22 protein-coding genes and 2 pseudogenes are annotated in these 26,189 nt (G+C 60.4%); 7 read left to right on the forward strand and 17 right to left on the reverse strand.

The window, feature by feature from the left end; all coding sequences use genetic code 11:
- Nucleotides 1–5: 5 nt before the first annotated feature.
- From MKK60_RS25665 to MKK60_RS25675, 3 genes are read right to left on the reverse strand one after another with little or no spacing between them, the layout of a single operon-like run.
- Entirely contained in the window at nucleotides 6–914 is a 909-nt protein-coding gene (locus MKK60_RS25665) for a transglutaminase family protein (protein ID WP_243988993.1), read from the reverse strand.
- Nucleotides 911–3,469 (reverse strand): circularly permuted type 2 ATP-grasp protein, encoded by a 2,559-nt coding sequence (locus MKK60_RS25670; RefSeq protein WP_243988994.1) that lies wholly within the window; start codon nucleotides 3,467–3,469, stop codon nucleotides 911–913. The genes MKK60_RS25665 and MKK60_RS25670 overlap by 4 nt, the downstream gene beginning before the upstream one ends.
- Complete coding sequence (locus MKK60_RS25675; protein ID WP_243988995.1) at nucleotides 3,466–6,759, reverse strand: DUF2126 domain-containing protein; 3,294 nt, start codon at nucleotides 6,757–6,759, stop codon at nucleotides 3,466–3,468. The genes MKK60_RS25670 and MKK60_RS25675 overlap by 4 nt, the downstream gene beginning before the upstream one ends.
- A gap of 279 nt (nucleotides 6,760–7,038) precedes the next feature.
- Between MKK60_RS25675 and MKK60_RS25680 the strand changes: the two genes are divergently transcribed.
- Nucleotides 7,039–8,226: a putative zinc-binding metallopeptidase gene (locus MKK60_RS25680; protein WP_147726589.1), complete on the forward strand. Its 1,188-nt coding sequence runs from the start codon at nucleotides 7,039–7,041 to the stop codon at nucleotides 8,224–8,226.
- Nucleotides 8,227–8,241: 15 nt separating this feature from the next.
- On the opposite strand, the gene MKK60_RS25685 is transcribed toward MKK60_RS25680, so the two are convergent.
- From MKK60_RS25685 to MKK60_RS25710, 5 genes and pseudogenes are all read right to left on the reverse strand, one after another.
- Nucleotides 8,242–8,853 (reverse strand): pyridoxamine 5'-phosphate oxidase family protein, encoded by a 612-nt coding sequence (locus tag MKK60_RS25685; protein ID WP_243988996.1) that lies wholly within the window; start codon nucleotides 8,851–8,853, stop codon nucleotides 8,242–8,244.
- 72 nt (nucleotides 8,854–8,925) lie between these two features.
- The gene (locus tag MKK60_RS25690) at nucleotides 8,926–10,644 is read right to left on the reverse strand and encodes a lysine--tRNA ligase (RefSeq protein ID WP_243988997.1); all 1,719 of its coding nucleotides are present in this window, start codon (nucleotides 10,642–10,644) and stop codon (nucleotides 8,926–8,928) included.
- Between the two features lie 81 nt (nucleotides 10,645–10,725).
- Nucleotides 10,726–11,238 (reverse strand): annotated as a pseudogene (locus tag MKK60_RS28770) (hypothetical protein).
- Nucleotides 11,235–11,564, reverse strand: coding sequence for a nucleotidyltransferase domain-containing protein (locus tag MKK60_RS25705; RefSeq protein WP_243989000.1), 330 nt, complete (start codon nucleotides 11,562–11,564; stop codon nucleotides 11,235–11,237). The pseudogene MKK60_RS28770 and the gene MKK60_RS25705 overlap by 4 nt, the downstream one beginning before the upstream one ends.
- A 108-nt stretch (nucleotides 11,565–11,672) precedes the next feature.
- Complete coding sequence (locus MKK60_RS25710) at nucleotides 11,673–12,584, reverse strand: transporter substrate-binding domain-containing protein (RefSeq protein ID WP_243989001.1); 912 nt, start codon at nucleotides 12,582–12,584, stop codon at nucleotides 11,673–11,675.
- A 118-nt stretch (nucleotides 12,585–12,702) separates the two neighbouring features.
- On the opposite strand from MKK60_RS25710, the gene MKK60_RS25715 reads away from it, so the two are divergent.
- Nucleotides 12,703–12,906 carry a hypothetical protein gene (locus tag MKK60_RS25715; protein ID WP_243989013.1) on the forward strand — a complete coding sequence of 68 codons (204 nt, stop codon included), beginning with the start codon at nucleotides 12,703–12,705 and terminating at the stop codon, nucleotides 12,904–12,906.
- A 602-nt stretch (nucleotides 12,907–13,508) separates the two neighbouring features.
- On the opposite strand, the gene MKK60_RS25720 is transcribed toward MKK60_RS25715, so the two are convergent.
- Nucleotides 13,509–14,444: a class I SAM-dependent methyltransferase gene (locus tag MKK60_RS25720; RefSeq protein WP_243989002.1), complete on the reverse strand. Its 936-nt coding sequence runs from the start codon at nucleotides 14,442–14,444 to the stop codon at nucleotides 13,509–13,511.
- An 86-nt stretch (nucleotides 14,445–14,530) separates the two neighbouring features.
- Nucleotides 14,531–15,943, reverse strand: coding sequence for a class I SAM-dependent methyltransferase (locus MKK60_RS25725; RefSeq protein WP_243989003.1), 1,413 nt, complete (start codon nucleotides 15,941–15,943; stop codon nucleotides 14,531–14,533).
- Nucleotides 15,944–16,169: 226 nt separating this feature from the next.
- Between MKK60_RS25725 and MKK60_RS28555 the strand changes: the two genes are divergently transcribed.
- Nucleotides 16,170–16,301: a hypothetical protein gene (locus MKK60_RS28555; RefSeq protein ID WP_279604252.1), complete on the forward strand. Its 132-nt coding sequence runs from the start codon at nucleotides 16,170–16,172 to the stop codon at nucleotides 16,299–16,301.
- A gap of 232 nt (nucleotides 16,302–16,533) precedes the next feature.
- Here the strand turns inward: MKK60_RS28555 and MKK60_RS25730 are convergent, their stop codons facing one another.
- The gene (locus MKK60_RS25730; RefSeq protein ID WP_243989004.1) at nucleotides 16,534–19,470 is read right to left on the reverse strand and encodes a glycosyltransferase; all 2,937 of its coding nucleotides are present in this window, start codon (nucleotides 19,468–19,470) and stop codon (nucleotides 16,534–16,536) included.
- 466 nt (nucleotides 19,471–19,936) lie between these two features.
- Between MKK60_RS25730 and MKK60_RS25735 the strand changes: the two genes are divergently transcribed.
- Nucleotides 19,937–20,500 (forward strand): recombinase family protein, encoded by a 564-nt coding sequence (locus tag MKK60_RS25735; RefSeq protein ID WP_243989005.1) that lies wholly within the window; start codon nucleotides 19,937–19,939, stop codon nucleotides 20,498–20,500.
- A gap of 16 nt (nucleotides 20,501–20,516) precedes the next feature.
- Nucleotides 20,517–20,687, forward strand: a complete 171-nt coding sequence (locus tag MKK60_RS25740) for a helix-turn-helix domain-containing protein (protein WP_313901153.1) — start codon at nucleotides 20,517–20,519, stop codon at nucleotides 20,685–20,687.
- A gap of 170 nt (nucleotides 20,688–20,857) precedes the next feature.
- Here the strand turns inward: MKK60_RS25740 and MKK60_RS25745 are convergent, their stop codons facing one another.
- The 3 genes from MKK60_RS25745 to MKK60_RS25755 all read right to left on the reverse strand — a co-directional run bounded on the left by MKK60_RS25745 (nucleotide 20,858) and on the right by MKK60_RS25755 (nucleotide 22,883).
- Nucleotides 20,858–21,568: a hypothetical protein gene (locus MKK60_RS25745; RefSeq protein WP_243989006.1), complete on the reverse strand. Its 711-nt coding sequence runs from the start codon at nucleotides 21,566–21,568 to the stop codon at nucleotides 20,858–20,860.
- A gap of 349 nt (nucleotides 21,569–21,917) precedes the next feature.
- Complete coding sequence (locus MKK60_RS25750; RefSeq protein WP_243989007.1) at nucleotides 21,918–22,511, reverse strand: hypothetical protein; 594 nt, start codon at nucleotides 22,509–22,511, stop codon at nucleotides 21,918–21,920.
- Nucleotides 22,512–22,565: 54 nt separating this feature from the next.
- Nucleotides 22,566–22,883, reverse strand: coding sequence for a hypothetical protein (locus MKK60_RS25755; protein WP_243989008.1), 318 nt, complete (start codon nucleotides 22,881–22,883; stop codon nucleotides 22,566–22,568).
- 357 nt (nucleotides 22,884–23,240) lie between these two features.
- Between MKK60_RS25755 and MKK60_RS25760 the strand changes: the two genes are divergently transcribed.
- Complete coding sequence (locus tag MKK60_RS25760) at nucleotides 23,241–23,597, forward strand: helix-turn-helix domain-containing protein (RefSeq protein ID WP_243989009.1); 357 nt, start codon at nucleotides 23,241–23,243, stop codon at nucleotides 23,595–23,597.
- Between the two features lie 213 nt (nucleotides 23,598–23,810).
- A complete protein-coding gene (locus tag MKK60_RS25765) occupies nucleotides 23,811–24,161 on the forward strand; it encodes a hypothetical protein (protein ID WP_243989010.1) in 351 nt (116 codons plus the stop codon).
- 72 nt (nucleotides 24,162–24,233) lie between these two features.
- Here MKK60_RS25765 and MKK60_RS25770 read toward each other — a convergent pair whose 3' ends face one another.
- From MKK60_RS25770 to MKK60_RS25780, 3 genes and pseudogenes are all read right to left on the reverse strand, one after another.
- Complete coding sequence (locus tag MKK60_RS25770; RefSeq protein WP_243989011.1) at nucleotides 24,234–24,644, reverse strand: hypothetical protein; 411 nt, start codon at nucleotides 24,642–24,644, stop codon at nucleotides 24,234–24,236.
- 174 nt (nucleotides 24,645–24,818) lie between these two features.
- A complete protein-coding gene (locus MKK60_RS25775) occupies nucleotides 24,819–25,811 on the reverse strand; it encodes a hypothetical protein (protein WP_243989012.1) in 993 nt (330 codons plus the stop codon).
- 247 nt (nucleotides 25,812–26,058) lie between these two features.
- Nucleotides 26,059–26,189, reverse strand: a pseudogene (locus MKK60_RS25780) (IS5/IS1182 family transposase); the annotation flags it as partial.

Consider the following 26,189-nt stretch of genomic DNA (forward strand, 5'->3'; position numbering starts at 1 on the left):
CGCGCTCAGCCGACGAGGGCCAGCGCCCCGATCTCGTCCTGCTCGTCCTGCGGGATGACGTCGACCTCGACCTTGAGCTTCTGCTTGCCCGAGCCGCTGACGATGCCGTCGACGGGCGAGACGTCGCCGTAGTCGCGCCCGCGGGCGACGACGATGTGGTCGTCGCGAACCCCGATGCCGTTGGTCGGGTCGAGGCCGAGCCAGCCGTCGCCGCACCAGACCGCGACCCAGGCGTGGCTCGCATCCGCGCCGCGAAGCCGCGGCCGCCCGGCCGGCGGGATCGTGCGGAGATACCCGCTGACATAGGCCGCGGGCAGCCCGATGCCGCGAAGCCCGGCGATCATCACATGGGCGAAATCCTGGCAGACGCCGGCGCGCAGGGCGAAGGCCTCGGCCAGCGGCGTGTGCACGTCGGTGGCCTTCGCGTCGAAGCGGAAGTCGCTGCGGATGCGCGCCATCAGGTCGAAGGCGGCGCCGTAGGCGCTGCGCCCGGGCGAGAAGCTCGCCCGCGCGTAGTCGGTCACCGCCGGCAGCAGCGGCACCCGGGCGCTCGGGAACAGGAAGTGGACCGGCGCGTCGGCCCCGAGATCGCGGGACGCGATCGCCGCCATCCGCGCCGCCTCCCAGCTGCGGCCGGATTCGGGCGCCGGCAGCGGCCCGCGCTCGACCCGCACCTTCGACAGCGCCTCGACCCGGAACCGGGTGTGCGGCGCGTCCAGGGTGATGCCGACGGTCTCGATGCCGAAATAGTCGCGCCGGATCACCGCGGTCGCCGGGCTCGGGTCGATCGTCACCGCGCTCTCGAGCACGCTCTGGCCCTCGCCGTCGGCGGGCTTCAGGCGCAGGGAGCAGCGCGCGAAGCCGACCGGCTTCGCATAGGTGTAGGTGGTGACGTGGCGCAGCGTGTAGATCACGCCAGGCCCGCCAGCTTCTCGGGCCGCAGGGCGTGCGGCCCGTTCGGGAAGTAGCGGCCGGCGATGGTGTCGGCGAGCCGCTCCAGGTCGTCCTCGATCCGCGCCAGGCCGACGCCGTCGAAGTCGGCGGCCTCGCCGCTGCGCAGGGTCGCCACGATCCGCGCGGCCAGCCGGCAATGCGGCTCGGGGATGCCGTCGGCCGAGAGCGCCGGCAGCTCGGCCAGATGCCGGCCGATCGCCTCCGCCTGGAACGCGACCGAGCGCGGGTTGTAGGGGTCGAGGAGCACCATGTCGCGCACGGGGTCGAGGGCCACGCCCTGCATGTAGCGCGCGCCGTAGGTGACCTGCGAATCGGCGAGCGAGAGCAGGACGCCGAGGCAGTCGGCCCCGGCCTCGTCGTGGCCGAAGGCCAGCGTGAAGGCGCAGGTGTTGATCGCCCGCTCGATCCGCCGCCCGAGATCGACGAAGTGCCAGCCGGCGGCGCGGTTCATGTTCTCGTGCGTCAGGCCCGAGAGCGCCGCGATGTGGCTCAGCGCCCGCTCGGCCCGGCCGAGCAGCTGCGACTCGGTGAACGCCCGGGCGGTGTCCAGCGAGAGCAGGTCGATCAGGTCGGCGAGCACCCGCCACGCCTCGCCCGAGAGCCGGGCGCGCAGGGTCGCCGCGTTGGTGCGGGCCGAGATCACGTGGGCGCGGGCGGAGCCGTGGACCTCGCGCCCGACCAGGGCCTCCTGCGCCAGTGCCGCCGTCGGCATGTCGGCGGAGCTGGCCGCCCCCCATTCCTCCAAGAGCGCGCGGATGCGGAGCGCGGTCGGCGCCGCGGTGTCGCCGGAGATGTCGGTGACGACGGCGTCGCCGACGCTGCGCAGGTGCGCCAGCACGAGGCGGATCACCGCCTCGGCCCGCTCGACGTAGCGGCCGAACCAGAACAGGCCGTCGGCCGCCCGCGAGGGCAGGTGCCCGGAGATGCGCCGGACCCGCGGCGTGGCCTGCTGCCCGAGATGGCGCGTGTCGACCGGGTTCTCCGAGAGGATCCAGACGTCGGCCGAGCGGATGCCGAGGCGCATCTCGATCGGGTCGACGTTCTCGCGCTCCGAGACCCGGCAGAAGCCGCCGGGCATCACCCGCCAGCCGTCGGGGGTGCGGGCGGCGAACACGCGCAGCGCGAAGGGGCGGGGGACGAGGTGCAGGCCCCGGTCGGTCCGCTCCCAGGCCGGCATGGTCGAGAGCGGCCCGAGGTCTTGGCCGACGAAGTCGAACGGCCGGTCGTGGAAGGCTGCGATCACCCGCTCGCGCTCGGCGGCCAGCGCCTGCGGCCCGAGGATCGCGTCGCGCCCCGCCCCGCGCTGCGGGGTGGCGGCCGGGCGCAGCGTCATCGCGTCGAGATTGTCCCGAACGTGGGCGAGACCGGCCGGATCGCCGCACCACCACGCCGGCGGGCTCTTCAGCCTGAGGCCCTCGCCGAGGATGCGCTGCGCGATCCCTTCGAGATACGGGCTGAGGGCCGCCGACTCGACCACGCCGGAGCCCGGCATGTTGGCCATCACCAGGCTGCCGTTGCGCAAGGCCTCGATCACGCCGGGGATGCCGAGCCGCGAGGCCGGGTTGAGCTCCAGCGGATCGAGGAAGTCGCCGTCGATCCGGCGCCAGACCGCGTCGGCCCGCTTCAGGCCGGAGACGGTGCGCACGTGCAGGCACCCGTCCTGCATGACGAGGTCGTCGCCCTCGACCAGCATCAGCCCGAGATAGCGCGCGAGCGCCGCCTGCTCGACGTAGGTGCTGCTGTAGGGCCCCGAGGTCAGCAGGCAGATGCGCGGGTCCGAGCGCGCGGACCCGGCCGCCAGGCCTTCGCGGAACGCCTGGAAGAAGGCCGGGAAGCGCTCGACCTGCAGGCTCTCGAGCACGTCCGGGAAGGTGCGGCCGAGCACCATCCGGTTCTCCAGGGCGTAGCCGAGGCCGGAGGGCGCCTGCGTCCGGTCGGCCAGCACACGCCAGGCCCCGTCCGGCCCGCGGCCGATATCGGCGGCGTAGAGCTTGAGCCAGCGCCCGCCGGGAGGCGCGACCCCGTGCAGCGGGCGCAGGAACTCGGGACTGCCGGCGACCACGGCGGCCGGCAGGAGGCCGTCGGCGACGAGGCGGCCCGGCCCGTAGACGTCGGCGAGGACCGCCTCCATCAGCTCGGCCCGCTGGATCAGCCCGGCGCTCAAGGCGCGCCACTCGGCCGCCTCGATCACCAGCGGCAGCGAGCCCAACGGCCAGGCATGCTCGCGCTGGTCGCCGTAGATGCGGAACGAGATGCCGGTGTCGCGGATGTGACGCTCCGCCGAGACGAAGCGCGCCATGATCTCGGGCTCGGTCAGCCGCGCGAGCCGCTCGAGCAGCCGGGGCCACGCGCCGCGCGCGCGGCCGTCCGCGTCGAGATATTCGTCCGGCCGGCCGGGTTCAGGCCGATAGCCATCGGCCCAGCGCGCGAGCCGGTCCGGCTCGTCCGCGGCGTCCGCGTCGGCCGGTGCGTGCCGTCCTGCCGTGACCTGTGCCGCCGCCAGCGTCGGGCTCATGTCGGCTTCGGCGTGCGCAGGTCGAGCGTGAGCGGGAATTCGGGGTTGGTCTCGGGCACCGGCATCGCGATCTTGCCCGGCGTATGGCCGTGGGCCTGGAAGCGGGCGAGGCGCCGCCCCTCCGCCTCGTAGGTGTTGACGGGATGCGTCTCGTAGTTGCGGCCGCCGGGGTGGGCGACGTGATAGCGGCAGCCGCCGAGCGCGCGCCCGCTCCAGCTGTCGAGGATGTCGAAGGTCAGCGGCGAGTGCGCGGGGATCGTCGGGTGCAGCGACGAGGCCGGCTGCCAGGCCTTGAACCGCAGGCCCGCGACCGCTTCGCCGCCGGTGCCGGTGCCAGTCATCGGCAGGCGCCGGCCGTTGCAGGCGATGACGTGGCGGCCGGGCACGAAGCTCTCGACCTTGACCTGCAGGCGCTCGACCGAGCTGTCGACGAAGCGGACGGTGCCGGCACTGGTCCCCTCCTCGCCCATCACGTGCCACGGTTCCAGCGCCTGACGCAGCTCGAGCTTCACGCCGCCGTGCTCGACCCGGCCGAAGACCGGGAAGCGGAACGCGGCCTGCGCCTCGAAGGCCGTGGGGTCGAAGTCGTAGCCCGCGGCCCGCAGATCCTCCAGCACGTCGAGGAAGTCGGCCCAGAGGAAATGCGGGAGCATGAAGCGATCGTGCAGGCCCGTGCCCCAGCGGACACAGCCGCCGACCTGCGGCTCGCGCCACAGCCACGCCACCAGCGCCCGCAGCAGCAATTGCTGCGCGAGGCTCATGCGCGGGTCCGGCGGCATCTCGAAGGCGCGGAACTCGAGCAGCCCGAGCCGCCCGGTCGGCCCGTCGGGCGAGTACAGCTTGTCGATGCAGATCTCGGACCGGTGGGTGTTGCCGGTGACGTCCACGAGGATGTTGCGGAACACCCGGTCGACGAGCCAGCGCGGGATGTTGGGCTCGTCCGGGCCCGGCACCTGCGCCAGGGCGATCTCCAGCTCGTAGAGGCCGTCGTGGCGGGCCTCGTCCATGCGCGGGGCCTGGCTCGTCGGCCCGATGTAGAGGCCGGAGAACAGGTACGAGAGCGCCGGGTGGCGCTGCCAGTACAGCACCAGGCTCTTCAGGAGGTCGGGCCGGCGCAGGAACGGCGAGTCGTCGGGCGTGGCGCCGCCCATCACCACGTGGTTGCCGCCGCCCGTCCCGGTGTGGCGCCCGTCCACCATGAACTTCTCGGCGCCCAGCCGGGTCTGGCGGGCGTCGGCGTAGAGGTCGGTGGTGATCGCCACCGCGTCGCGCCAGGAGGTCGCCGGGTGGACGTTGATCTCGATCACGCCCGGGTCGGGGGTGACCTTGATCACGTTGAGGCGCGGGTCGAAGGGCGGCTCGTAGCCCTCGACGTGGATCGCGAGCCCGAGCCCCGACGCGGCTTCCTCCAGGACGCCGATCAGCTCGAGGTACTCGTCGGCGCGCTGGGTCGGCGGCATGAACACCCGCAGCGTCCCGTCGCGCGGCTCGACGGCGAGCGCGGTCCGCACCGCGACGCCGGTGATGCCGCCGCCGTTGACCGTTCGCTTGCCGGTCCCTTCGCCGGTTCCTTCGTGGGCATGCCCCTCGGGCAGGGGCTCGCGCGGCTCCAGCGGGTCCTGCGGCTGGTAGTAGGGGTAATGCTCCGGCGGCACGTACGGGAGCGAGCCGAGCGGCAGGCGGAAGCCCAGCGGCGAGTCGCCGGGCACCAGAAACGCGTGGCCGCGGCGGAAATCCCAGGCCTCGGAGATCCAGACCCGGTCGGAATCGCCGTCCTTGCCGGTGGGCAGGCTCGCGAGCGGCAGCACGAAGCCGGCCGGGTTCCCGAGGCCCCGCTCGTAGACGCGGTGGATGCGCGAATCGAATTCCACCGAGCCGCTCTTGGCCTCCTGCGTCGTCACGTTGACGGGCAGCTCCGCGCGCTTCTCCTCCCACTGCGCCGGGTCCTCGTAGGCCGGCATCACGTAGTCCTGCAGCCCGAAATGCCCGGCGACCGCATCGATCAGGCGACGCGCGGCGTCGGCGTCGGCCGTCTTCGGGCCGTCCTCCCGCGCGATCAGCTCGGCGTCGCGCCAGATCGGGCGGCCGTCGCGGCGCCAGTACAGGGCGAAGGCCCAGCGCGGCAGGCTCTCGCCCGGATACCACTTGCCCTGGCCGTAATGCAGCATGCCGCCCGGCGCGAAGCGGTCGCGCAGGCGGCGGATCAGCTTGTCGGCCAGCCCCCGCTTCGACGGGCCGACGGCGGCGATGTTCCATTCCGGCGCCTCGAAGTCGTCGATCGAGACGAAGGTCGGCTCGCCGCCCATGGTCAGGCGCACGTCCTGGGCGACGAGGTCGGCGTCGACCCGGTCGCCGAGGGCGTCCATGGCCGCCCAGACCGCGTCCGAGAACGGCTTCGTGATGCGCGGGCTCTCCTCCACGCGCGCCACGGTCATCTCGAAGCCGAACTCGACCTTGGCCGGCTCGGCGAGCCCCGAGATCGGCGCGGCCGAATGGTAGTGCGGGGTGGCGGCCAGCGGGATGTGCCCCTCCCCGCAGAGCAGGCCGGAGGTGGCGTCGAGCCCGATCCAGCCGGCGCCGGGCAGGTAGACCTCGGCCCAGGCGTGCAGGTCGGTGAAGTCGGTCTTGGTGCCCTCGGGGCCGTCGACCGCGGTGGTGTCGGGCACGAGCTGGATCAGGTAGCCCGAGACGAAGCGGGCGGCGAAGCCGATGCGGCGCAGCACCTGGACGAGGAGCCAGGCCGAATCGCGGCAGGAGCCGCTCTTCAGGGTCAGGGTCTCGGCCGGCGTCTGGACGCCCGGCTCCATCCGGACGCCGTAGGCGACCTCGCGGCTGATCTGCGCGTTCAGCGCCACCAGGAACAGCACGGTGTTCGGCTCGGACGGCAGGCGCGCCAGGAAGCCGTCGATCTCAGGCCCCTGGGCGTCGTCGAGGACGCGGTAGGGCGCCAGCTCGGCGACGAGGTCGGGGGCGTAGGCGAACGGGCGGGCCTGCGCGTAGTCCTCGACGAAGAAGTCGAACGGGTTGATCACCGACATGTCGGCGGTGAGGTCGACCTCGATCTTCAGCTCGCTGGTCTTCTCCGGGAAGACCAGCCGGGCGAGCCAGTTCCCGTTCGGGTCCTGCTGCCAGTTCACGAAGTGGTTCTCCGGGGTCACCTTGAGGGTGTAGGAGGGGATCTTCGTGCGCGCATGCGGCGCCGGCCGCAGGCGAATCACCTGCGGCCCGAGCGCGATCGGCCGGTCGTAGGTGTAGTGCGTGACGTGGTGCAGGGCGGCTTTGATCGACACGGGCACTCTCGTCTGGGCGAAGCAGGTGGCGTCCGGATCGAATCCGGCGGTGCCCTCGTCTGCGCCTTATGCGGCAAAGGGGAGGGCGCAAGCAATTTCCATGCGGCGTCCGGCTCCGGGCGGCGCGCCGCGTCCTCCCCGTGCCGCGCCCCCCGGGAACTTTGCCGGGCAAGCCCGTTTGATGCGGCGAGGACGGTCCGCCCGGCGGCGGCCGCCGACGACTGCCGACGACGCCTTCGACGACAGGGTGCTTGCCCGCCTCGGGCGCCGGGACCCGCCATGAAGATCTTCCAGTGCCAAGCCTGCGACCAGCCGCTCACCTTCGAGAGCACGGCCTGCGACAGCTGCCAGCGGCGCCTCGGCTACGTCTGCGAGGTGCACGAGATCTCCGCGCTCGAGCCGTCGGTCCGCTCGGCCCATCCGGGCTCGGCCGAGGCGCAGACCTTCCACGCCTATGCGCGGCCCGGCCAGCGCTACCGCTTCTGCGCCAACGCCCGGCACGCGGCCTGCAACTGGCTCGTGCCGGACGACGCGCCCGAGACGTTCTGCGTCACCTGCCGCCACAACCGCGTCGTCCCCGACCTGACGCTCGCCTGGAACCTGACCCGCTGGCGTCAGGTCGAGGCGGCCAAGCACCGGCTGTTCTACTCGCTGCTGCGCCTCGACCTGCCGCTGGCCACCCGTGCGCAATACACCGACGGGCTCGCCTTCGACTTCCTGGTCGACCCGTCCGAGAGCTTCCTGATCGGGCCGCCGGTGCTCACGGGCCACCTCAACGGCCTGATCAGCATGAACATCGCCGAGGCCGACGACGTCGAGCGCGAGCGGCGCCGGATCCGCTTCGGCGAGCATTACCGCACCCTGCTCGGGCATTTCCGCCACGAGATCGGGCATTACTTCTGGTACCTGCTGGTCCAGAACAGCCCGCACCTGTGGACGTTCCGCGATCTGTTCGGCGACGAGAGCCTGAACTACGTCGGCGCCCTGCAGAACCACTACGCCCACGGCGCGCCGGGCGATTGGGAGGAATCCTTCGTCTCGGCCTACGCCACGAGCCACCCGTGGGAGGATTTCGCCGAGACCTGGGCGCATTACCTGCACATCGTCGACACGGTGGAGACCGCCTCGACCTTCGCGCTCCAATTGCGGCCGCAGCTGCGCCGGGGCGGCAGCGAGCCGGTGGTGATCGACTTCGATCCCTATCGCACGCCCGACCTCGACAAGCTGATCGCGGCGTGGCTGCCGCTCACCTACGCGGTGAACTCGCTGTCCCGCAGCATGGGGCAGCCCGACCTCTACCCGTTCCGCCTGACGCCCGCGGTGATCGCCAAGCTCGCCTTCGTGCACGAGCGCATCTACGCGGTGCGCGGCGACATGAGCGCCAAGGCCGGCGCGGAGGCGGGCGCCGACATCCTGCGCGCGGTGATCGCGGGGTTGCGCCAGAAGGTGGCGGTGCCGAACGCGTGAGCGCGCCCGGCCGCCCTACCAGAGGGTGGCGGCCGCGCGTGCCGGCCAGGCCTTGTCGTAGGGGCGGCCGCCGACCTCGCCCGCGCTCAGGGCGGCCAGGATCGTCCCCGGGCTCGGCAGCGTCCCCGCCTCGACGTGGCGGGCGGGATCCCACAGCTGCGCGCGGACGACGGCGCGGGCGCACTGGAAGTAGGCCTGCTCGACGGTGACCACGAGGGCGGTGCGCGGCGCCTGCCCGTCGACGGCGAAGCTTTCTAGAAGGGCCGGATCGGCCGAGACGACGGCCCGCCCGTTCACGCGGAAGGTCGTCCCCGAGCCGGGGATCAGGAACAGCAGGGCGACGCGCGGATCGCGCACCACGTTGCGCAGGCTGTCGATCCGGTTGTTGCCGCGGCGGTCGGGCAGCACCAGGGTGTGCGGGTCGACGACCCGGACGAAGCCCGGACCGTCGCCCCGCGGGCTGCAATCGGGCCCCTCCGGGCCGGCGGTGGCGAGGATCGCGAAGGGCGAGGCCGCGATCAGCGCGGCGTAGTGCGCGGTGATCCGCTCGCTCTCCTTCACCACGGAGGCCGGGGCGAGGTGGTCGCCGTAGATGGCCTCAAGCCCGGCGAGGTCCCGTACGATCATGCCCCTGCCCCCAAGCGCCCGATCCGATGGCGGTGCGTCACGCGCGGTGCGTGACGATCCCGCGAACGCCCGTCAGGCGGATTTCGCTGCGCGGCTCGCCGTGAACGCCGCGTGCTCGGCCAGCAGCTCGCCCGACAGCGCCTTGGCGATCAGCGCGCGGGTCTCCGCCACGCCGTAGAGCGTCACGAACGAGCCGAAGCGCGGGCCGCGGGCCTCGCCGAACAGCACGTTGTAGATCGTCGTGAACCACGCCTGCGACACGCCGGGCCGTCCGTCCGGGCTCTTGCCCTTGCCCGACAGGTCCGGGAAGTGCCGCCGCCCGACCTCGTAGACCACCGCCTGCAAGCCCTCCGGGTCGGTCGAGCCGTCGTGCTCGGAGAGCGACGCGGAGAGGTCGTCGAGGGCCGCGCGCTCCTCCGGGCTCGGCGCCCGGTAGCTCTTGGCCGGGCGCACGAAGTCGCGGAAGTAGGCCAGCGCGTGGCCGACGAGCCGGTCGAGGCCGGGATGGGTCTCGGGGCCGACGTCGGCGGCGTAGCGCCGGATGAAGCCCCAGAGCACGCCCGGCTCCTCGGCGTTGGCCACCGCCACGAGGTTGAGCAGCATCGCGAAGCTCACGCTGCCCTTGGACCCCCCTTGCGCGCCCTCCCCGATCCGCTCCGGCGCGGGCGGGTTGCCGGCATGGATGTGCCAGACGGGGTTGCCCAGGCGCAGCTTGGCGTCCTGCGCGGCGTAGCGCTCGGAGAAGCTCAGCACCTCGTCGACGTGCCGCGGGATCACGTCGAAGAACAGCCGCTTGGCCTCGCGCGGCTTGTTGTACATGAACAGGCTCAGGCTCTCCGGCGTGCCGTAGGCGAGCCAGTCGTCGATGGTCAGCCCGTTGCCCCTCGACTTGGAGATCTTCTGGCCCTTCTCGTCGAGGAACAGCTCGTAGTTGAAGCCTTCCGGCGGCTCGCCCCCGAGCGCGCGGGCGATCTGCCCGGAGAGCTTCACCGAGTCGATCAGGTCCTTGCCGGCCATCTCGTAGTCGATGCCCAGTGCCAACCAGCGCATCGCCCAGTCGGGCTTCCACTGCAGCTTGGCGTGGCCGCCGGTGATCGGGGTCTCGTAGGCCTCGCCGGTCTTCGGGTCGCGCCAGGCGAGCGTTCCCCGGTCCGCGTGCACCGCATCGACCACCACCTGCATCACCTCCCCGGTCACCGGGTGCAGCGGCAGGAACGGGGAATACGAGGCCGAGCGCTCGGCGCGCAGCGACGGCAGCATGATCGCCATCACCGCGTCGTAGCGCTCCGCGACCCGCATCAGGGCCGCGTCGAACACGCCGGAGCGGTAGCAGTCGGTGGCCGAGCGGAACTCGTAGTCGAAGCCGAAGGCGTCGAGGAAGCGGCGCAGCTCTGCGTTGTTGTGCGCGCCGAAGCTGTCATGCGTGCCGAACGGATCGGGCACCCGGGTCAGCGGCTGGTTGAGGTGCTGGGCCAGCATCGCGCGCTCGGGCACGTTGTCGGGCACCTTGCGCAGGCCGTCCATGTCGTCGGAGAACGCGATCAGCCGCGTCGGCACGGCGTCCTTCGTCAGCACCCGGAAGGCGTGGCGCACCATCGAGGTCCGCGCCACCTCGCCGAAGGTGCCGATATGCGGCAGCCCCGACGGCCCGTAGCCGGTCTCGAACAGCACCTCCGGCTTCGGCCGGCGCTCCAGCCGGGCCACGAGCTTGCGCGCCTCCTCGAACGGCCAGGCGGCGGCGGTGGCGGCGGCCTCGATCAGGTCGGGGTCGAGGTGGAGGGGCGCGGACATGGGCTGGGACGCTGGACTGTGACACGGGATCTTCGCGGGTGCGGCACCCTAATGAGGTTTGCCGCGATGCGAAATCGACTTTTACGGCCGCTCGGCCGGGTCGTCGGCCCCCGATCCCGTCGGCCGGTTCTCCAACGTCCTGACGGCCTCGACGAGTTTCGGGAAGGTTGCTTGCATCAGCGCCCGGTTCTGCTCCGTCCGGCCGGCGTCGTGGTCGAACCCGTGATTGTGCCGCACGCGGTGCCGAAAGCCCTTCAGCTCCATCAGCGAAACGTAGAGCTCGTCGTCGAGCACGGCCGGACGCAGGCCCGGTATCTGCGCCCGCATCTAATCGAGCAGGTCCTGGTGCGAGGTGTCGCCGGTCGGTGCGGCCCCGTCGACGTCCTTGGCGATGCCGAGCAGCACGTCCTCGATGCCGTTGTCAGCGTTGTGAAGGGCGGCCGCGATCGCCGTGAGCCGCCCCCACGTCGTCCGCTGCTCCGGCGGGAGGGCGTCGTATCCGGCGAGGAACGCGTCGAGGTTCGCCAGCTCGCGGCCCGCGCGGTCGAGCTTCGGACCAGGCTTGGCGAAGGCGGGCAGTCGCGACGCGATCACGGGACCGCCTTCTCGAATGCCTCCCGCTGCGACGGCGTGAGATCGCAGGCATAGATCAGGTCGTTTGGGATGCCGGTGCCGCGCATCACCGCAGCCACCGCCCGCTCGACGGCGGCGCGTTCGGCCGGATCGATCGGCCCGCGCACCAGGAGGTCGATGTCGGAATACAGCCGGAAACGCCCGGTCGCCAGCGAGCCGATGAGGCTGATCGCGCGACCCTGCGCCTCGACGTCGGACACGATCCGTGCCGCGAGGCCTCGCGCCGTCCGGTGACGGTCCGCGACGCGCGCGGCGAGGATGCGCTCGAACGGGCTCGGAGCCGTCATGGCCGCCGCACGCCGTTTGCGGGATCGCCCCTTCGCAGGACCGCGCCGAGGATACCCGCAGGAACGCCTGCGGAAAAGGAGACGCGTCGGTCCCGGACGCAATGCGGATCAGAACGGGCTGACGGGGAAGAACCGCAGGTACAGCTCGGTGTACTTCCCGTCGTCCCACACCCGCTGCAGCGCGTCGTCCAGCGCGCGCGACAGGGCCGCGTCCTCGGGCCGGGTGATCAGGCCGATGCCCTCGCCGAAGTAGCGGTTCTCAAGGTAGTCGCCGCCGACGAGCGCGCAGCAATTGCCCGCCTCCAGGCCGCCGACCCAGAGGGCGAGGCCGAGCCCGTCGGCGAAGACGTAGTCGGCCTCGCCCCGCTTCACCGCGCCTTCCGCCGCGGCGAGGTCGGAAAACGGCTTCGCCTCGGCCTTGGGAAAGAACGCCTGGAGGTAGGCGGCGTGGGCGCTGCCGCCGACCACCGCCACCGACTTGCCCGCCAGCGCGCTCGCCGAGGGAGCCGGCAGGCCGCGGTCGACGCGGGCGGCGAAGCGCGCCGGCCACCGGAAATACGGGCGCGTCGCGGAGAACGTCGCCCGCAGCGTCGGCGTCAGCGGGATCGCGGCGGCGACGACGTCGCCCTGCTTGTCCGTCAGGCCGTCGAGGAGGGTGTCGAAGCGCCGGGCCTGCACGGTGCAGGTGATCGACAGCTTCTCGCAGACGGCGCGGGCCAGCTCCACCACGAAGCCCGTCGGGTTTCCGTCGGGGCCTGCGAAGTGCAGCGGCGGGAACTCGTCGTCGGTCAGGAAGCGCACGGCCCGGCCGGTCTGCGGCGCCTCGACCCGCTCGCCGCGGCTGCGCGGGTTCCAGAAGTTGGGCACCGTCACGGCGGCGGGCGCGGGGCTGCCGGCGGCGGGCTGGCCGGCACGCACCTGACCGGCACGATCCTGACCGGCACGATCCTGGGCGCCCGCCTGCAGCATCGTCGCGACGCAGAGGCCAACGGCTAAGAGAATAGTCTTGATCGAGGACATCGTGCTTGCGCCGGGGCCGGGCGCACCTATGATCGCGGGGCGCCGACGGCGCGATGGGGAGGGGGTCCGGCTCACGCCCCCGTCTTAGCACGTCCCGGAGCCGACGGCAGCCGGCCCCGTGTCGTTCCTCCGTTTCCTGGGCCCGCCCCTCGGCGCACCGGGCCTGCCGCCGGAGATCGCGTTCCTGGCGGCCGAAGGCGTCGACGCGGCCTTGCTCCGCCGGGCCGCGGCGCTGGCCGAGGCGAGCGGCACCGATGCGGCGACCGCGCTGCTGCGGGCCGGGCTGATGGACGAGGAGCCGTATTACCGGGCTCTTGGATGATGCAAAACAACGACTTAGGTAGGAAATTAGCGGCAATAGCGGCATCATTTAAAGGCAGTCCGTCGTTGGTTCTACGTGTGCGGCATCCTGTCGCGACCATCATGGTGCCGACCCTTTCGAACGCTGAGCATGGAGACAGCGAACGACCTACGCCGTTGCAGCGATTGATCGCCCAATTGGCCCCATGTGAATCACGAACCGTTCCGAACATGCTTGACCTATCGAGCAAGGCTTTCTCACGCTCGTTCAAGCGGCAGCGTCCGGTCCTCTGTTCTACGACCCCAAGCGGCGCGGGAAAGTTTAAAAGACGCTTCCGGGTGAAATACAGAAATTTGACATTAGGAAGTGACTGCGAGAGACCGTTCAACTTGGTCCGTGCGTTGATCCGAACCGGGCTGGCGACACACGTGAAAGACCTATACCTCAACTGCTGGAATAGGATAATGCCTGGAGGATGCGCTCACCGTCCATCGGTTCGCGTCGGTAGGGAGACGATACGTAACCCCACGATTGAGCATGTTATCATTGTATAAGCTGACTTTCTTCAGATATTTTATCTGCAATTGAAGTAATTATTAAACACGATCGAAAATTCGGTTTATTCAAGATTTTATAAATGCCGCTATGATTCGCATATCATTGAAGACGGCGTTTTGAACACCAACCGGTTCCAGATTTCTGATAAGCTCCTCAGTCAAACGTATATCTAGCTCGTTTGCCGAACGAGACGTCAGTTGAAATCTCGTTCCACCGAAAAAACTGCGGTGTTCGCGCTGGATATGAAGTCTGGCTTTTAGACTGCAAGCAAGGTCAACCAAATCGTATACACTGAATATGTGCTTGTCACCATGGCCATACTTACGCAAATAATTCACATCGTTTGCATGACTAAGCCTGTCCGCAAGATTGTTAACAAGTTTCTTCAAGGTGTTTAAATACAGCTCCGAAAATTTCTCGGGAGCGTAAATGTTATGCAATTGCATCGAGCGTACAAGCATGCATAGAAGGGCATATCCATCCGCTGAGGGCTCGGCAATTATCAGTACGCCCGGAGTCCTCAATCGATCGAACAGGTTCGCAATAGCAGTTCGATAATCGGCAACATGATGGAAAACAGAATGAGATTGTATAATATTGAAATAATTGAACTCAAATGAAAGTCGATCGTTCGGGTCTAATAGCGCAGCGCATGTCTCTGATCTTGACCATTTACTAAGGTTGTTAGACATTTCATCGATCAAGATTGGAAAAATGTCGGTGGCTACATAGGAAAGCGGTGTAAACGTACTCAATGTTCCATACGCTAGTGCACCAAGTCCAGCACCAATTTCAAGGATACGAGCATCAGACTGATTAATGCCGGCCATCTTTATAATTGGCATATAATTATCCGAAAAGAACTTTATAATATGAGGACTTTCTGGCGAATTAATCTGACCATCAAATTCGGGCGAAGCTGACGTCGCCTCTGTTGCAGAAAGATATAAGCGTCCGTCGCGATCTCGGAACGACCCATTTTGCTCAAAAATATAGGGCATGGTTACCTCGAAACTAACCTTGTATCAAACAATGGCCGTACCGCAGTCCATCTAATATGCTCTAGGCTTATAGCTCATCATTTCTTTCACGCAAGATATTCCGCCTCGCACAAACATCCTTCAATATCATTCCCGAAAATTCTGAGGGCTCTAAGAGCATTTTTGTTTATATCAGTTCGAAGCACAAGACCAAGTAAACTTTTCGTGTCGATTGATGTAAGCAATTTTGACGTGGCGATACGAGCCGAAAATCCAAAACTTCGATCCGAGTCGATTTGAAAAGCACTGTTTATATCTGGTCGATGCGTCCGATTTACAATAGCCTCAACAACGGCGCTGCCGACCATGACTGTGACATTATCTAAAGAGCTATTTGTTGAAGTATCTAAAGACCACCCGCGGAACTCAATAAAATCTTCTTCAATATGAATCATATCTAAGCAGAGTCGAATATTTCTCCGGGTTTTGTATCCAATAAAATCACCCTCTGTGGTTCTATAGCAATTGAAATCATTTGCGATTAAGGCTGAGGGCGTGAGACAATTGAGCTCCCATACAAAAAAGCCACGATTTGATACAGTCTCAACGAACTGATGATGGTACTCAGGGGGAATAAAGCCCTCCCAAACAACGTCTTTCCCCGGTGAGCAATCTACGGCAAGCGCAAAACTTATGAAGTCTTCCAATTTATTATATGAGAATATATAATTCATTATGTTATTAGTTTCGAATGATGTTGCAAGTCCATATTCTCTAATAGTTTGAGCGATCCCATCGGTTTCTTGAAATTGATTATTGCGAATTTTGTGAAGTATCAAATCAACAGCAATTACATTAATATGATCCGAAGAATTAATGCCATTGAAGAAAGCATTGACAAATACCGACTTGCCCGTATGAGACGCCGATGACAAGACCGCCATACAGGGCTTACGCTTCCGTATGTGAAGCACTTTTCGGGAAACGGGATCGCCAGCTTGCTTCACGCTGTCCCCAACAAGTCTGATTACAAAACCAGGCAACGCGCCTTCTATGTAATCTAAACTATAATACTCCCTTACATCACCCGCAGAACGAGTAATTTTGTTGACATTTGGTGACCCATGCGGAAACAATCCGAGTTCTAAGATGAGCAACCCGTCTTCTTTTAATCTATCAAGCATCGACTTGATGGTAGAAATTTGATTGTCAGCATAATGGATCGCCGATGAAAATAATATCACGTCGAACTTGTCGCTATCAAGATCATTCCAAGACATACATCTGAAGTCGATATTGGGATAACGGTGTTTCGCGCGTGTGATAACGTCTTGATCAATATCGATGCCAATGATCTTTGTAGCTTCTGCTATCTCGGCCGCTTTACAGAAAAAGCCTTCATTACAACCTACATCTAAAAAAGATTTGTCTTTGAGATTTGGAACGCCAAGCAATAATAATTTTGCGAAAGAGTTCGATGCTCCTCGCACATCTCCAAATGTTTGATACTGCTCAGACATGATTGATGTTTCCAAAGTTAATCCACAGAAAACGCTGCGGCGCCTCGTCCTCTGCGCGGTGCAAAGCCTCAGCCCGGTCGCGACGCGGGCGCACTCACCTGGAACCAGATCCTAGCCCGCCCATCATAGCGCCCGACTGCCGCCGGAGCCGGACGAGGCAACCACGCCGGACGGCGACGCCGAGCGGTTATCGCCCCACGGCTAGACCGCCTCTATCCGCCCGGGCGTGACTGAGCTTCCCTCGCCCTATCTCGCCCCAAACAACCTCGTGCCGCACCAAGCCCAGGCGACGACGACGGCTACCGTCTTCCTCGCCTTCAAGCTGATGGAGGAGAGCGAACTCTACTACAACCCCTAGATCAGCTAGGGCTTCGGGTTGTCGTGCGCACTGGGCGTCGCCGGCTTCGTCAACGGAGAGGCGCAGAAGGTCGAGGCGCCTTTCTCCAAGCTGCGCTCGAACGGCTACTGCCCGCGCCAAACCTTCGGCCTTGGCAACGAGACGGAGGACGTGGCGGACGGCATGAAGCAAGTCGCGCTCCGGCGCAACGTCGAGGGCGACCAGATTCCTGCAAATACACCGCCGCGTAGCGTTAGACATTCACATCATCAATTTCTTCAGAGGACTCGATGATTCCAGGACTTAGCTGATAATACTCGTCTAATATGTTTGCATACATAGCCGATTTTACGCCTTCCCGGTTTTGCCACAGCGGGTTGAGTGACGCATTGTTGAGTGTATTCGCCAATTTATTCGGAGATGTGATAAAGTATTTTGGCAGCACAATCCCCCATCCGATTTTCTCTACACGTTCGGCCATCGCACCAAGATTGAACACAATGGGTGGAACACCCGCACGGAGCGCTATATCGAGGGTGTAGCTATAAGTTTCTGGACAAATAGAGGGTAGCCATGCTGCATGAGGACGAATCTTCTGGATGAGGTCTATTGCTTCGTCTTCATCAGTATAACTTCCATGTAGTTTTACGTTTAAAGATTCGAGCTTTGCATCAATATCTGAATAGCCTACTATGTGAAATTCGAGGTTCAGTGCGGCGTCTTTCACATGTGATGCAACAGCCGCCACCAAATCGGAACCTTTATGCGGGCCAATTGCTCCAATTATTACAATACGACGGTAGCGGTCTTCATTCGGATAGGATATGAAATTGGAAGTTTTCAGCTTTCTTGGATGCGGCCTATGGTGATAAGTAATCAAAGGGAACGCTTTATTCAATCGTTCTCCAGCAAAAATAGATGGTGCAATCAAATTACACTTGGATAATATATCCGAAAACAAATTGTAGCGGTGAATTTTATCCGCCATCGACCAAACATGCTTGTCCGCCCAGTTGCACTGATCGCAGGGAATATTACTATTATTATTACAGAATTGCCCATCCTCGCGGACAAAATTATACCTCAAGCATATGGAGCCGAAGTCGTGAACGGTAAAATATATAGGACAATCGAGCATTGATATGAGAAGGTCAAATCTATCTAGGTCGGCATTACTCATCCGGCCTAAAGAATGAATGTGGAATAGTTTAGGTGAGAGGGTATCGAAAAATTCAGCAGCAAAATCGTCGTACATATCAAATGATACATCTTCGCGCACGTACGGCTGTGGCGTGTTAAGCAGATATATTTTGAGTCGGGACTCTCGTCGAGGGTCTAGCTCGACAGAGATAACATTCAATTTCGACTCGTTGAAAATTTCAACTAGCTCATCAAGGTGTGTTTTAATACCGCCGTCTGCCTTCGAATGAAATAAAACAATATATTGATCGCCAGCAGCATTCACAAGTCTATGTGCATCCAATCGGCGACGAGCATTTCGAGCTGGATCTGCCTTCACCCATCTAGCTAGTTCATAATCGTAGTTTGGATGCTTGCAGTTCAGCTTTTGTGAACCTTCAGACATGAGCCCGGCAGTGAAGTTCCCAAATGAAACTTGACCTTTATGGTACACAAAAACATCCAGAGCGTGCAGATTCGTCATTCCGACCTGTTTCACTCTCATACAGAAGTCATTCTCTTCGCCATAACCCTTACCAAAGGACTCAACATCAAAATCGCCAACCTTCTTGAGCGCATTTGCAGTTATATACATGCAAAAACCAACGCCCGTTAGTACCTCTACGCTGTTTTGCCAGTTAGCTGAGCGTGTGAGACTGTCGAGTTCATGACTTGATAGTTCAATAGCCAAAACGTTGTTTTGTGTAGGATCCGGGTAGCTGAACACCGTAGCATTGTTGGAAAATGGCGTAACAGTCCCGACATTGTTTTGCTTCAACGTATGATAGCGCAGCCTATCGAGCCAATCACCGTAGACTACGGTATCAGAATTTATGATAACGACGTCTCTTCCGGAAGAGATGGAAAACCCTTTGTTTACCGTGCTAACGAATCCTTCATTTGATTCGTTTTCAACAAGAGAGAATTGGCATTTGATAGATAGTGATCGCAGATCATCGATCAATGTTAAATCTGGACTGTTATCTTGTATGACGATTAGATGATACTTAGTCTTTTGTTGCGCGCATAAAATTGAATAGATCGCATCCAATGTTTCGTTGTAGCCTTGATAAACAGGCATTATGACCACGACATCAGCTTCATTCATTCCCGTGCACGTATGCGATGCCCATTTCCGCGAGCCCGCTTTGATTCCTCCGGTCCAAAGCTCGTCCCCAATCGGATTTTGACGTCGCTTTTCGTCTCTACCCCACTTCAAGTAATGATAGAACGGGTTATGTAGTGAACTTGCTACATCTGGGTTGCTTGCAAGATAATAACTCGTCCAAAAGAACGCGTTGGGGTTTCGTGACTCTTTCCAGCCATCGATTATATAGTGGTTCAAAGGATTAACTTTAGACATTCGCACATCAGCATTACTATCGAGATACAATGAGGCATCAAAATGTTCGGCCACCAATCTACGAATTTCATGATTTTCAGTACTATTGCTTTGTGCGAATACCGCTACATCGTATGATTCCGGCGGCATGATTTCGTTGCCCTTGGCATCGAATAGTCCAGTCGTTGCAAGGAAGTGAAAATATGGGTCTGTAGACGATGTTTTCAGAAACGAATGAGCCGATAAGTACTCGGCAGTATCAAAATCAGCGCGAGGTTTAACTTTAATTCCGTCTCTTTGGCCGTAAAAATAGTCAGATGCTACATCCCCGCCTCCAAAATAGTTATTTTGTATAAAAAAATCAGCGTCAATGTGCCTGCGGATCACTTCTAACTGAAATGCATCATATGTCCGCCCGTTGATAGGCGCGCAGTCCAATTGCTTCTTCTCGCCATACAATACATAATGTATCAATGGGTTTTCTTCTCTAGCTATAGAATGCTTTATTCTATAAAATAGAGTATTGAAATTTTTGTTTGGATTTCTACCTTCGCGCCACCCATGTTTCATATAATGAGTGGAAGCATCCATATCTTTTTGCGTTGCCACATCAGGATACTCAATAAGATAAAACCTCTCGTCAACAAGCTTTTTTGCCTTTTTCTCCAACCTATTCCTTGTTAAGCGTCTAATTTTATTAAGCATCATGCTCGCAACAGTTGCTAGGATTTGGTTGGTAGTGAGTAACAGTGTTTCATTGGGTGGTCAACCCTAAGTTGAGGTTTGACTCAGTTACGCGATTTTGTGAAGCAGAGTATCAGTTTTTTAGTCAGATGGCAGGGACTGATACTACTAGAAAACTTGGGATTCAGTTGTGAATGGTATCGCAACGATGGTCCGGCAAGATCAATTGCTTCGAACTGTACTTCGATATGTGACGGCGTGATAGATCTTTTACTTTTTGGTGCATTTCCGCAGGATGAATTCTTATGGCTTTGAGAGTGTCTGAGCCGGGAGCTACATTAGGGTTCACCGTGGATTGACGTAACAGACACTCGCCTAAATGCGTAACATCAGGCTTGCCAACCACCTGATGTTACGCCATTATCATAAGGTCTAGAACCTAAGGTGACACATGGCGAGGATCGGGTACGCTAGGTGCAGTGCAGAGGATCAAAGCCTCGACATCCAGATTGCACGGTTGAAGGCAGAAGGATGTCAGCCGATCCGAGCCGAGAAAATGTCTGGTGCCTCGCGTGATGGACGGACGGAACTTGCCGCGATCCTCGATTTCATCCGCGAAGACGACGAGTTAATCGTGCTCCGGGCAGACAGACTCGGCCGCGCTACCCGTGACGTGCTCAACATCGTCCACGAGCTTGATCAGCGCGGCGCTTTCCTTACCGTCCTCGACCCTCATGTCTCTACCAGAGGCGAAAGCGGGCGGATCGTGCTGACCGTTCTCGGGATGGTGAGCCAGATGGAACGCCGGTTCATCCTTGAACGTCAACGCGAAGGTATCGAGGCAGTGAAGGCGAAGGGCCTCTACACCGGAGGCAAACGACGGCTGGATCGTGACAAGGTTCTGGCCATGAAGGCAGCTGGCACCGGTCCGGCGGCGATTGCAAGGGCGCTTGGCTGCTCCCGTATGCAGGTCTATCGGATCATAGAATCGGGGAACGCGCCCAACGCTGTGTAGGCGTCAGCGTTAGGGAATCGCCAAGGCCAAGGCCGAGGGAGCGTTCAAAGGCCGTAAGCCTTCAATCGACGCTACTAAAGTTCGTGAGCTTGCAGCATCTGGTCTTAAAGTAACTGCCATCGCCCGCGCCCTGAACGTTTCACGAGCTTCCGTTTACAGACTTTTAGGACCAGATGAAAGGTCTTAGTTGTTCTACGCTCACGTTCAACGGTTTATTGCTATCATTTCTCGACTATCATAGTGCCGACCTTCCTCTACAGTTCGAGAAATCATCTCGAATTTCGTTCAAAACTCACCGGTCGATGACTGTCGCTATTGGCACGGTTCAATAATTAATATTGGAATCTATGGTCGGCGTTACCAGAGCGAGAACTCGGTTCCGTAGTCAGTCGCCTTTAGCCGTTCGCAGCGACCAGCTTGCGTTTCACAATCTGTGGCCGGCTTGATCGTAAGATTACCCTTCGAGTTTATTTCGAAGCGCAGCCTGACTGGCAAATCGTCATCCTTTGTGTAGGCAAGTCTAACTTCAAACCGAACAAAGTCATACTTGGTTCGATCTGCGTAAACGATGAGGTCTCGTGAGACAGCCTCGCCGGGGTTCAGGTCCGAGGATTCGGCGTTATCGTCCCCCGCACCGGCGAACAGCCTGCCCTGGTACAGGATTTCTGTTCCTGGTTCATCAAGGGTGTAGTCGCGGGCCCCTGCAACTTGGTTCGAATGCCCACGTTCGCTGTAAGTCATGTCGATTGGGCTATCCTTGAATTGTGCGCGGATGCCAATGACGTTGTAAACTAGTCCTAGAACCCGTACGCCCGTCTGTCCCACGTTTTTCCGCGTCACCGTAGAGCGGATTGCAATGCGGTTGTTTCGCTCTCCAGCCTTTTCCAAGTGTGTTGTGACCGAGACTGCGGGCGGCTCTAGACTTGGCTTGATGCGGGCTTCGTAGATGAAGGTGTAGACACCCCAGGCGCCCGCGCCAATAATAGCTAAGGTCTGGACGAATGTATTGATACGTTCCGCACTTATTCTATGTGCGGTGGTCGGTGGCTTGGGTTCTGCTTCGGACATGTTACTCGCGATAGCCTGACCTCTCTGCTTCCTGCCGCGCGGTACTGAGAACGCGAGCCCTTGCAAGCTGCTCAGTGATGGCACTCCACAGCCGGATGAGGGTTAGCAGATCGCGGCCATCTTGGCTCAGATCGCTGACGCCATCATTCGGGCAGTTCTGCCTTAGGACATCCTGAGGAAGGCGCCTGAAAAAGCGCGACCCCGGTGTGTCAGGGGGAGGACAATCTGTCATCGCGCGACTAAAGCGCACATTCAACCTGACCGTATCGTCATTTGCTAACTTTAGTGGATTAAGGTGGTATCATGTATTCAAATCACGTGGCGATATCAGCCCACGGATCAACAGCCATCAAAGATTGGCGCATTCGCTCCGTAAGGCCGGACCGTTCCGCTCACATTCCTCGGTAGCGTCCGCCTTGGTCACCTGCCCTGTCATCGTCGCGTTTGGCGTGTCGGCACCCGTCAGGCTCGTGATCATGGCGCTGTAGCCGTGGGAGGACAGATTGAATGATCCGGTCTCGAAGGATGACGCCGTAGCCGCTCCTTGGGCCTTCGGAGCCTCCCGGTCACCATCACACCGAACATAGGTGGTCGGTGGCGCTTTCCCTTCTCTCCACGTGATCCGATCCGGGGAGGCGACTTCGACCGTCACTTTCGACTTCGACCGTTCGCCCTCGGAGAGGCAGGCGTTCTGAAACTCGATGCGCGATCCTGCCGACCTAATGGTAGATGCCCGGCAATCAGACTCCGGACCACCATTCTTCCCCGCGGCGGTGACCTTCAACCGATCATCGAAGTCGGAAGGCTTCAGCTTGCACGCCTCCTTATCGAGCGCCCAGACACCCGCGATGGCACTAAGGTCATCAGCCAACGCTTCAACTACTAATGTCGCGAGAGTGCAGACAGATGCCGCAGCTACGATGATGGGGATTCGCAGAGACATCGTATCACTCTCTTACTATCGTAGTGCCGGCTTCGAACAGGACAGCCTCACCTATCAGCTTCGCTTCACACGGGATATGGCACGCGGCTGTTCGACCACCTGTTTCACCTGATGATACTCCACGGGCGACGCTCGGACAGTCCTTGCAGCCTGGGGACGATACGACGGTTCCTCAGTGTAGCTTACGTGGTGAATGTGATGAACCTCGCGCTCTTCGGTAACCGTATCATTGACGGCTTCCGCCACGCGCTTGCTATGGATGAGTAAAATCAACTCAACTATCTTCTGCCAGCCAGCGTAGAGTAAGCCAACAAGGAATACAACACTCAAACCAACCAACGTGTAATGGAACAGTTCGAACCAGCCGACCATGGGCGACTCCTATGTGAAACTACGTTTATGATGGTCAGATTAGTCGCGTTCCCATTCAACTCGATAGGTCGTTCCTAGAACCGATCCTATCTTGGCACCTTTGCCAGTTGCCGATCCGATGAATCGTTCCTGTCCGAAGATGCTTCCCCTCTTTCCGAATTTGACGTAATAGTCGTTCCCTCGCTTACTGATGCTCTTGACTACCACATCATCATCATCGGTTGTGACGAACGGCTGGTAGGTCTTTCCCTGCGGCTTGCCACCGAACGCCATCGCATACCCTCTGCAAAGCCGGAACCATATTCCGTCTATTGCGAATTAGCGGAATATGATTTAGTTTTCAACGCCTGGGGACCGGTGACACTGCCGGTCATGCAGGGGTTGTTGAACGTATCGATCGGCAAGAGGGTGAAGACGGCTCGTGAACAGGCCGGACTCAGTCAGGAGAGGCTTGCCGAAATCGTGGGCAAGACGAAGGATACCATCAGTAACATCGAGCGTGGGCGAAACATGCCAACCCTCGAAACGATGCAGAAGATATGCGATGGTATCAATGTCCCCATCGTCTACCTCTTCGATGACTTTAGCAACGATCGAGTAAAAATAGAACTCAAAGCCAAGCTCGACTATGCGTTCCGTCAACTAAGCGAGGCGGATGCAAGAGCGGTTGTCGCAATGATCGAAGCCTTCGTCACAAGCCGATCACCTGACTGACGCCCTTGGTCTCCACGACTGAGGCCGGCAGCTACCAAGGCCGTAGGCACCCGTGAACCGTTCGCCTTGGGTTCCCCAGCCAGATTATGCAGATGCCTCTGCGGGACGCCGTGTGTCATTGCTCGGGTATCTCCGGATCGGTGGTGGACTACCCGTAGCCGCTGCAATCAGATTGAGACTGTGACGAAGCGTTTGATCAAGGGGGAGACCACGATGACGAAAGCAGCCTTTACCCCTCATGCCATCATCGTCTGTGAGCGAAGCGTACCAACCTCCCCGACCTTTGCGGCCATCCTGGGGATCGACAACCTTCTCAAACTGAGCCTCGACCCGAGCCGGGGCGAGCATACCTACCTGCAACAGGCCCTCGATGGGTTGCAAAATCGTCTGGCGAGGTATGAGACTGATAGTTTTAAGGGAAAGATTCCTTATTTCGATCGTCCCATCGGCGTAACTGTCCACTACCGACCTGATCATATTGTTCGTCATGATTTAGACGGCAATATTTCGGAGGGTAATGGACCGTTCAGCCGCATTGGACGCGGACATCTTAGTTTGGCGTGAAACAGTATTGTCATCGATCGAATGCGCCCAAGCAGGTTTAAAACCGGCGGCTAAACGCCGCCGGGCGATCAATCAGTTCACGTAACTAAATCCAAAATGCGCGTTAACCGACGCTTTGAACTCACTCCGTTCGTCTTCTTCGTAACCTTCACTGTGAATAAACAGTGATACTACATCGATTAAATAGTGATGGATTAGACCTTTATCTTCGTCGTCTACGGCGGTAGAATTGGAGATTTGGGATAACATTTCGAAAACACGCAATGCACCAAGATAGTTAAATGAATCAACCATATCGTCTGCTTCATTTAGCACACCAAGCAGCACGTGAACATCCCTGAACATTTTCTGATGCTCTACAGGGACACGGCCCCAGGTTTCAACTGGCATCAGATCATCAATGATACCTTGCAGAACACACCGCAAAACGAACGTCTCTTGAGAGTTGGAACGGTAGTCAACGTTTGCATAAGTTTTAGACATGATAGTTCCTTTTTAAGCTCGGGCAACAACCCATAAGCGGTAAGAGTAGATAAATGAAGCAGATCGTATCGATCTACATGGAATCAATCAGACGCTCGAGACTTGCCTTGCCTCTCGTTGATCGATAAGGCAATCTACAGAATTCAGGGTAACGAATGAATAGGCATCGAACGTTCAATTAATACCCTGAATACGCATTAGGCGCGCCTTGTCCTTCATTCGATCAGTCGGTGAACGACTAGACTGTGCGGCTTGGGTCAGCGTGACATCGCGCGAGATATCATCAACTCCGGCCCTGATAAGCGTGCAGTTCAGCTTCCTCAGCGCCTTGAAGCTAGTCCGTGGCTCGACCGTAGCGTCTCTGAACGTCGCCAAAGCCTCCTCACAGACCGAGGCATGATCCGCTACGATAGTCGCCAACGACGCTTCGACGGTGCCTGTCCCATCATCCTTGTCGAACCGCGTTGGGCTGAGGTTCGCGCACCACTGATCAACGTCGATGGGGGAACGGCCCTTCTCATAGTGGACAAAGAACCCATCACCGTTCCCGGGCTTACAGGGCAGATAGAACAGATCGGTCAGGTACGGCTTACGATCAATTCCATGCACCTTGGCCCGCGATCCAGATGTACCCTTACGGATATCCTGGTATCCCGCACCCTCAATCACATGCGCAATCTGGTTGTATAGAGCAGTGTATGCATTCGGTGCCATGACCTTATCGGTGAGAAAGATAACACGATATCTGGATAATTCTCTTGTATGGCTATAGGAGCTGTAAACAACGATTTCTTCTCTCGGGAACAGCTTACTTATCTGCTTATGAGTCAGATTGCCGTTCTCGATATCCAGGTAAACATGTCGTCCGCAGAAAGCTTCCTTCGCTGACCGCTTCTGTTGAGATTGATCGCTGGGAACGAATAAGGCCGGACTGATGAGGCAATTAGTGTCCTTCGATGAAAATTCGTTAATCGAGAATCTTCTCATACTTGCAACAAACTCTTTATTTGAGCATATGAGAGCAGTTGAATTTCCATCCATCTTTTGTGCAATGATGGAGCCTTGAAGGGATGTCACAGGACTACTACTATTAAACGAAGAACCGTGACATTCGTTGATGAAGAAATTTTCTTGTTTGGACTCAACTGCCTGCATCAATCCGCCCATGATTTCATTTTGTGTATCGGCTAGTCGGGCACGTTGAGCCCGTTTCCTCTCGGTAGCAGACGTATAGGTCCTGTCTTTCCTCACTCGAACAGGAGACCTACTATCAATACCGAGAGGTCGAACAGTAGATCCTGGAAACTGTAGTTGCTGCCACGCAGCATTCTGCCGGTCAGGCAGAATTATGACCTTTCGTGCATTGCTATCTCGATTGCGCACAGATGTCCGACAATACGTCTGAGACCCTGTTTCATAAAGCTCGGGCGATCCGTCTGACGAGGATCATGGCTGCGGCGAGGACGAAGAAGGCGAGCGCAGAGGACGGGGTAGCCTCGTGGTCGCGAGCCAACCTGCGGCAGCGGGCGATCCAGCCGAAGCTCC

Source organism: Methylobacterium sp. J-092 (assembly GCF_022829325.1).
In the GTDB taxonomy this organism is placed as follows: Bacteria; Pseudomonadota; Alphaproteobacteria; order Rhizobiales; family Beijerinckiaceae; genus Methylobacterium.

Excerpts from the sequence above, each read along its gene's own strand:
- MKK60_RS25720 (WP_243989002.1), bottom strand. The coding sequence starts at position 14,444 with ATGCCCTATATTTTTGAGCAAAATGGGTCGTTCCGAGATCGCGACGGA.
- MKK60_RS25710 (WP_243989001.1), bottom strand. The coding sequence starts at position 12,584 with ATGTCCTCGATCAAGACTATTCTCTTAGCCGTTGGCCTCTGCGTCGCG.
- MKK60_RS25690 (WP_243988997.1), bottom strand. The coding sequence starts at position 10,644 with ATGTCCGCGCCCCTCCACCTCGACCCCGACCTGATCGAGGCCGCCGCC.
- MKK60_RS25685 (WP_243988996.1), bottom strand. The coding sequence starts at position 8,853 with ATGATCGTACGGGACCTCGCCGGGCTTGAGGCCATCTACGGCGACCAC.
- MKK60_RS25765 (WP_243989010.1), top strand. The coding sequence starts at position 23,811 with ATGACGAAAGCAGCCTTTACCCCTCATGCCATCATCGTCTGTGAGCGA.
- MKK60_RS25750 (WP_243989007.1), bottom strand. The coding sequence starts at position 22,511 with ATGTCTCTGCGAATCCCCATCATCGTAGCTGCGGCATCTGTCTGCACT.
- MKK60_RS25770 (WP_243989011.1), bottom strand. The coding sequence starts at position 24,644 with ATGTCTAAAACTTATGCAAACGTTGACTACCGTTCCAACTCTCAAGAG.
- MKK60_RS25725 (WP_243989003.1), bottom strand. The coding sequence starts at position 15,943 with ATGTCTGAGCAGTATCAAACATTTGGAGATGTGCGAGGAGCATCGAAC.
- MKK60_RS25745 (WP_243989006.1), bottom strand. The coding sequence starts at position 21,568 with ATGTCCGAAGCAGAACCCAAGCCACCGACCACCGCACATAGAATAAGT.
- MKK60_RS25775 (WP_243989012.1), bottom strand. The coding sequence starts at position 25,811 with ATGGGCGGATTGATGCAGGCAGTTGAGTCCAAACAAGAAAATTTCTTC.
- MKK60_RS25670 (WP_243988994.1), bottom strand. The coding sequence starts at position 3,469 with ATGAGCCCGACGCTGGCGGCGGCACAGGTCACGGCAGGACGGCACGCA.
- MKK60_RS25735 (WP_243989005.1), top strand. The coding sequence starts at position 19,937 with ATGGCGAGGATCGGGTACGCTAGGTGCAGTGCAGAGGATCAAAGCCTC.
- MKK60_RS25680 (WP_147726589.1), top strand. The coding sequence starts at position 7,039 with ATGAAGATCTTCCAGTGCCAAGCCTGCGACCAGCCGCTCACCTTCGAG.
- MKK60_RS25755 (WP_243989008.1), bottom strand. The coding sequence starts at position 22,883 with ATGGTCGGCTGGTTCGAACTGTTCCATTACACGTTGGTTGGTTTGAGT.
- MKK60_RS25705 (WP_243989000.1), bottom strand. The coding sequence starts at position 11,564 with ATGACGGCTCCGAGCCCGTTCGAGCGCATCCTCGCCGCGCGCGTCGCG.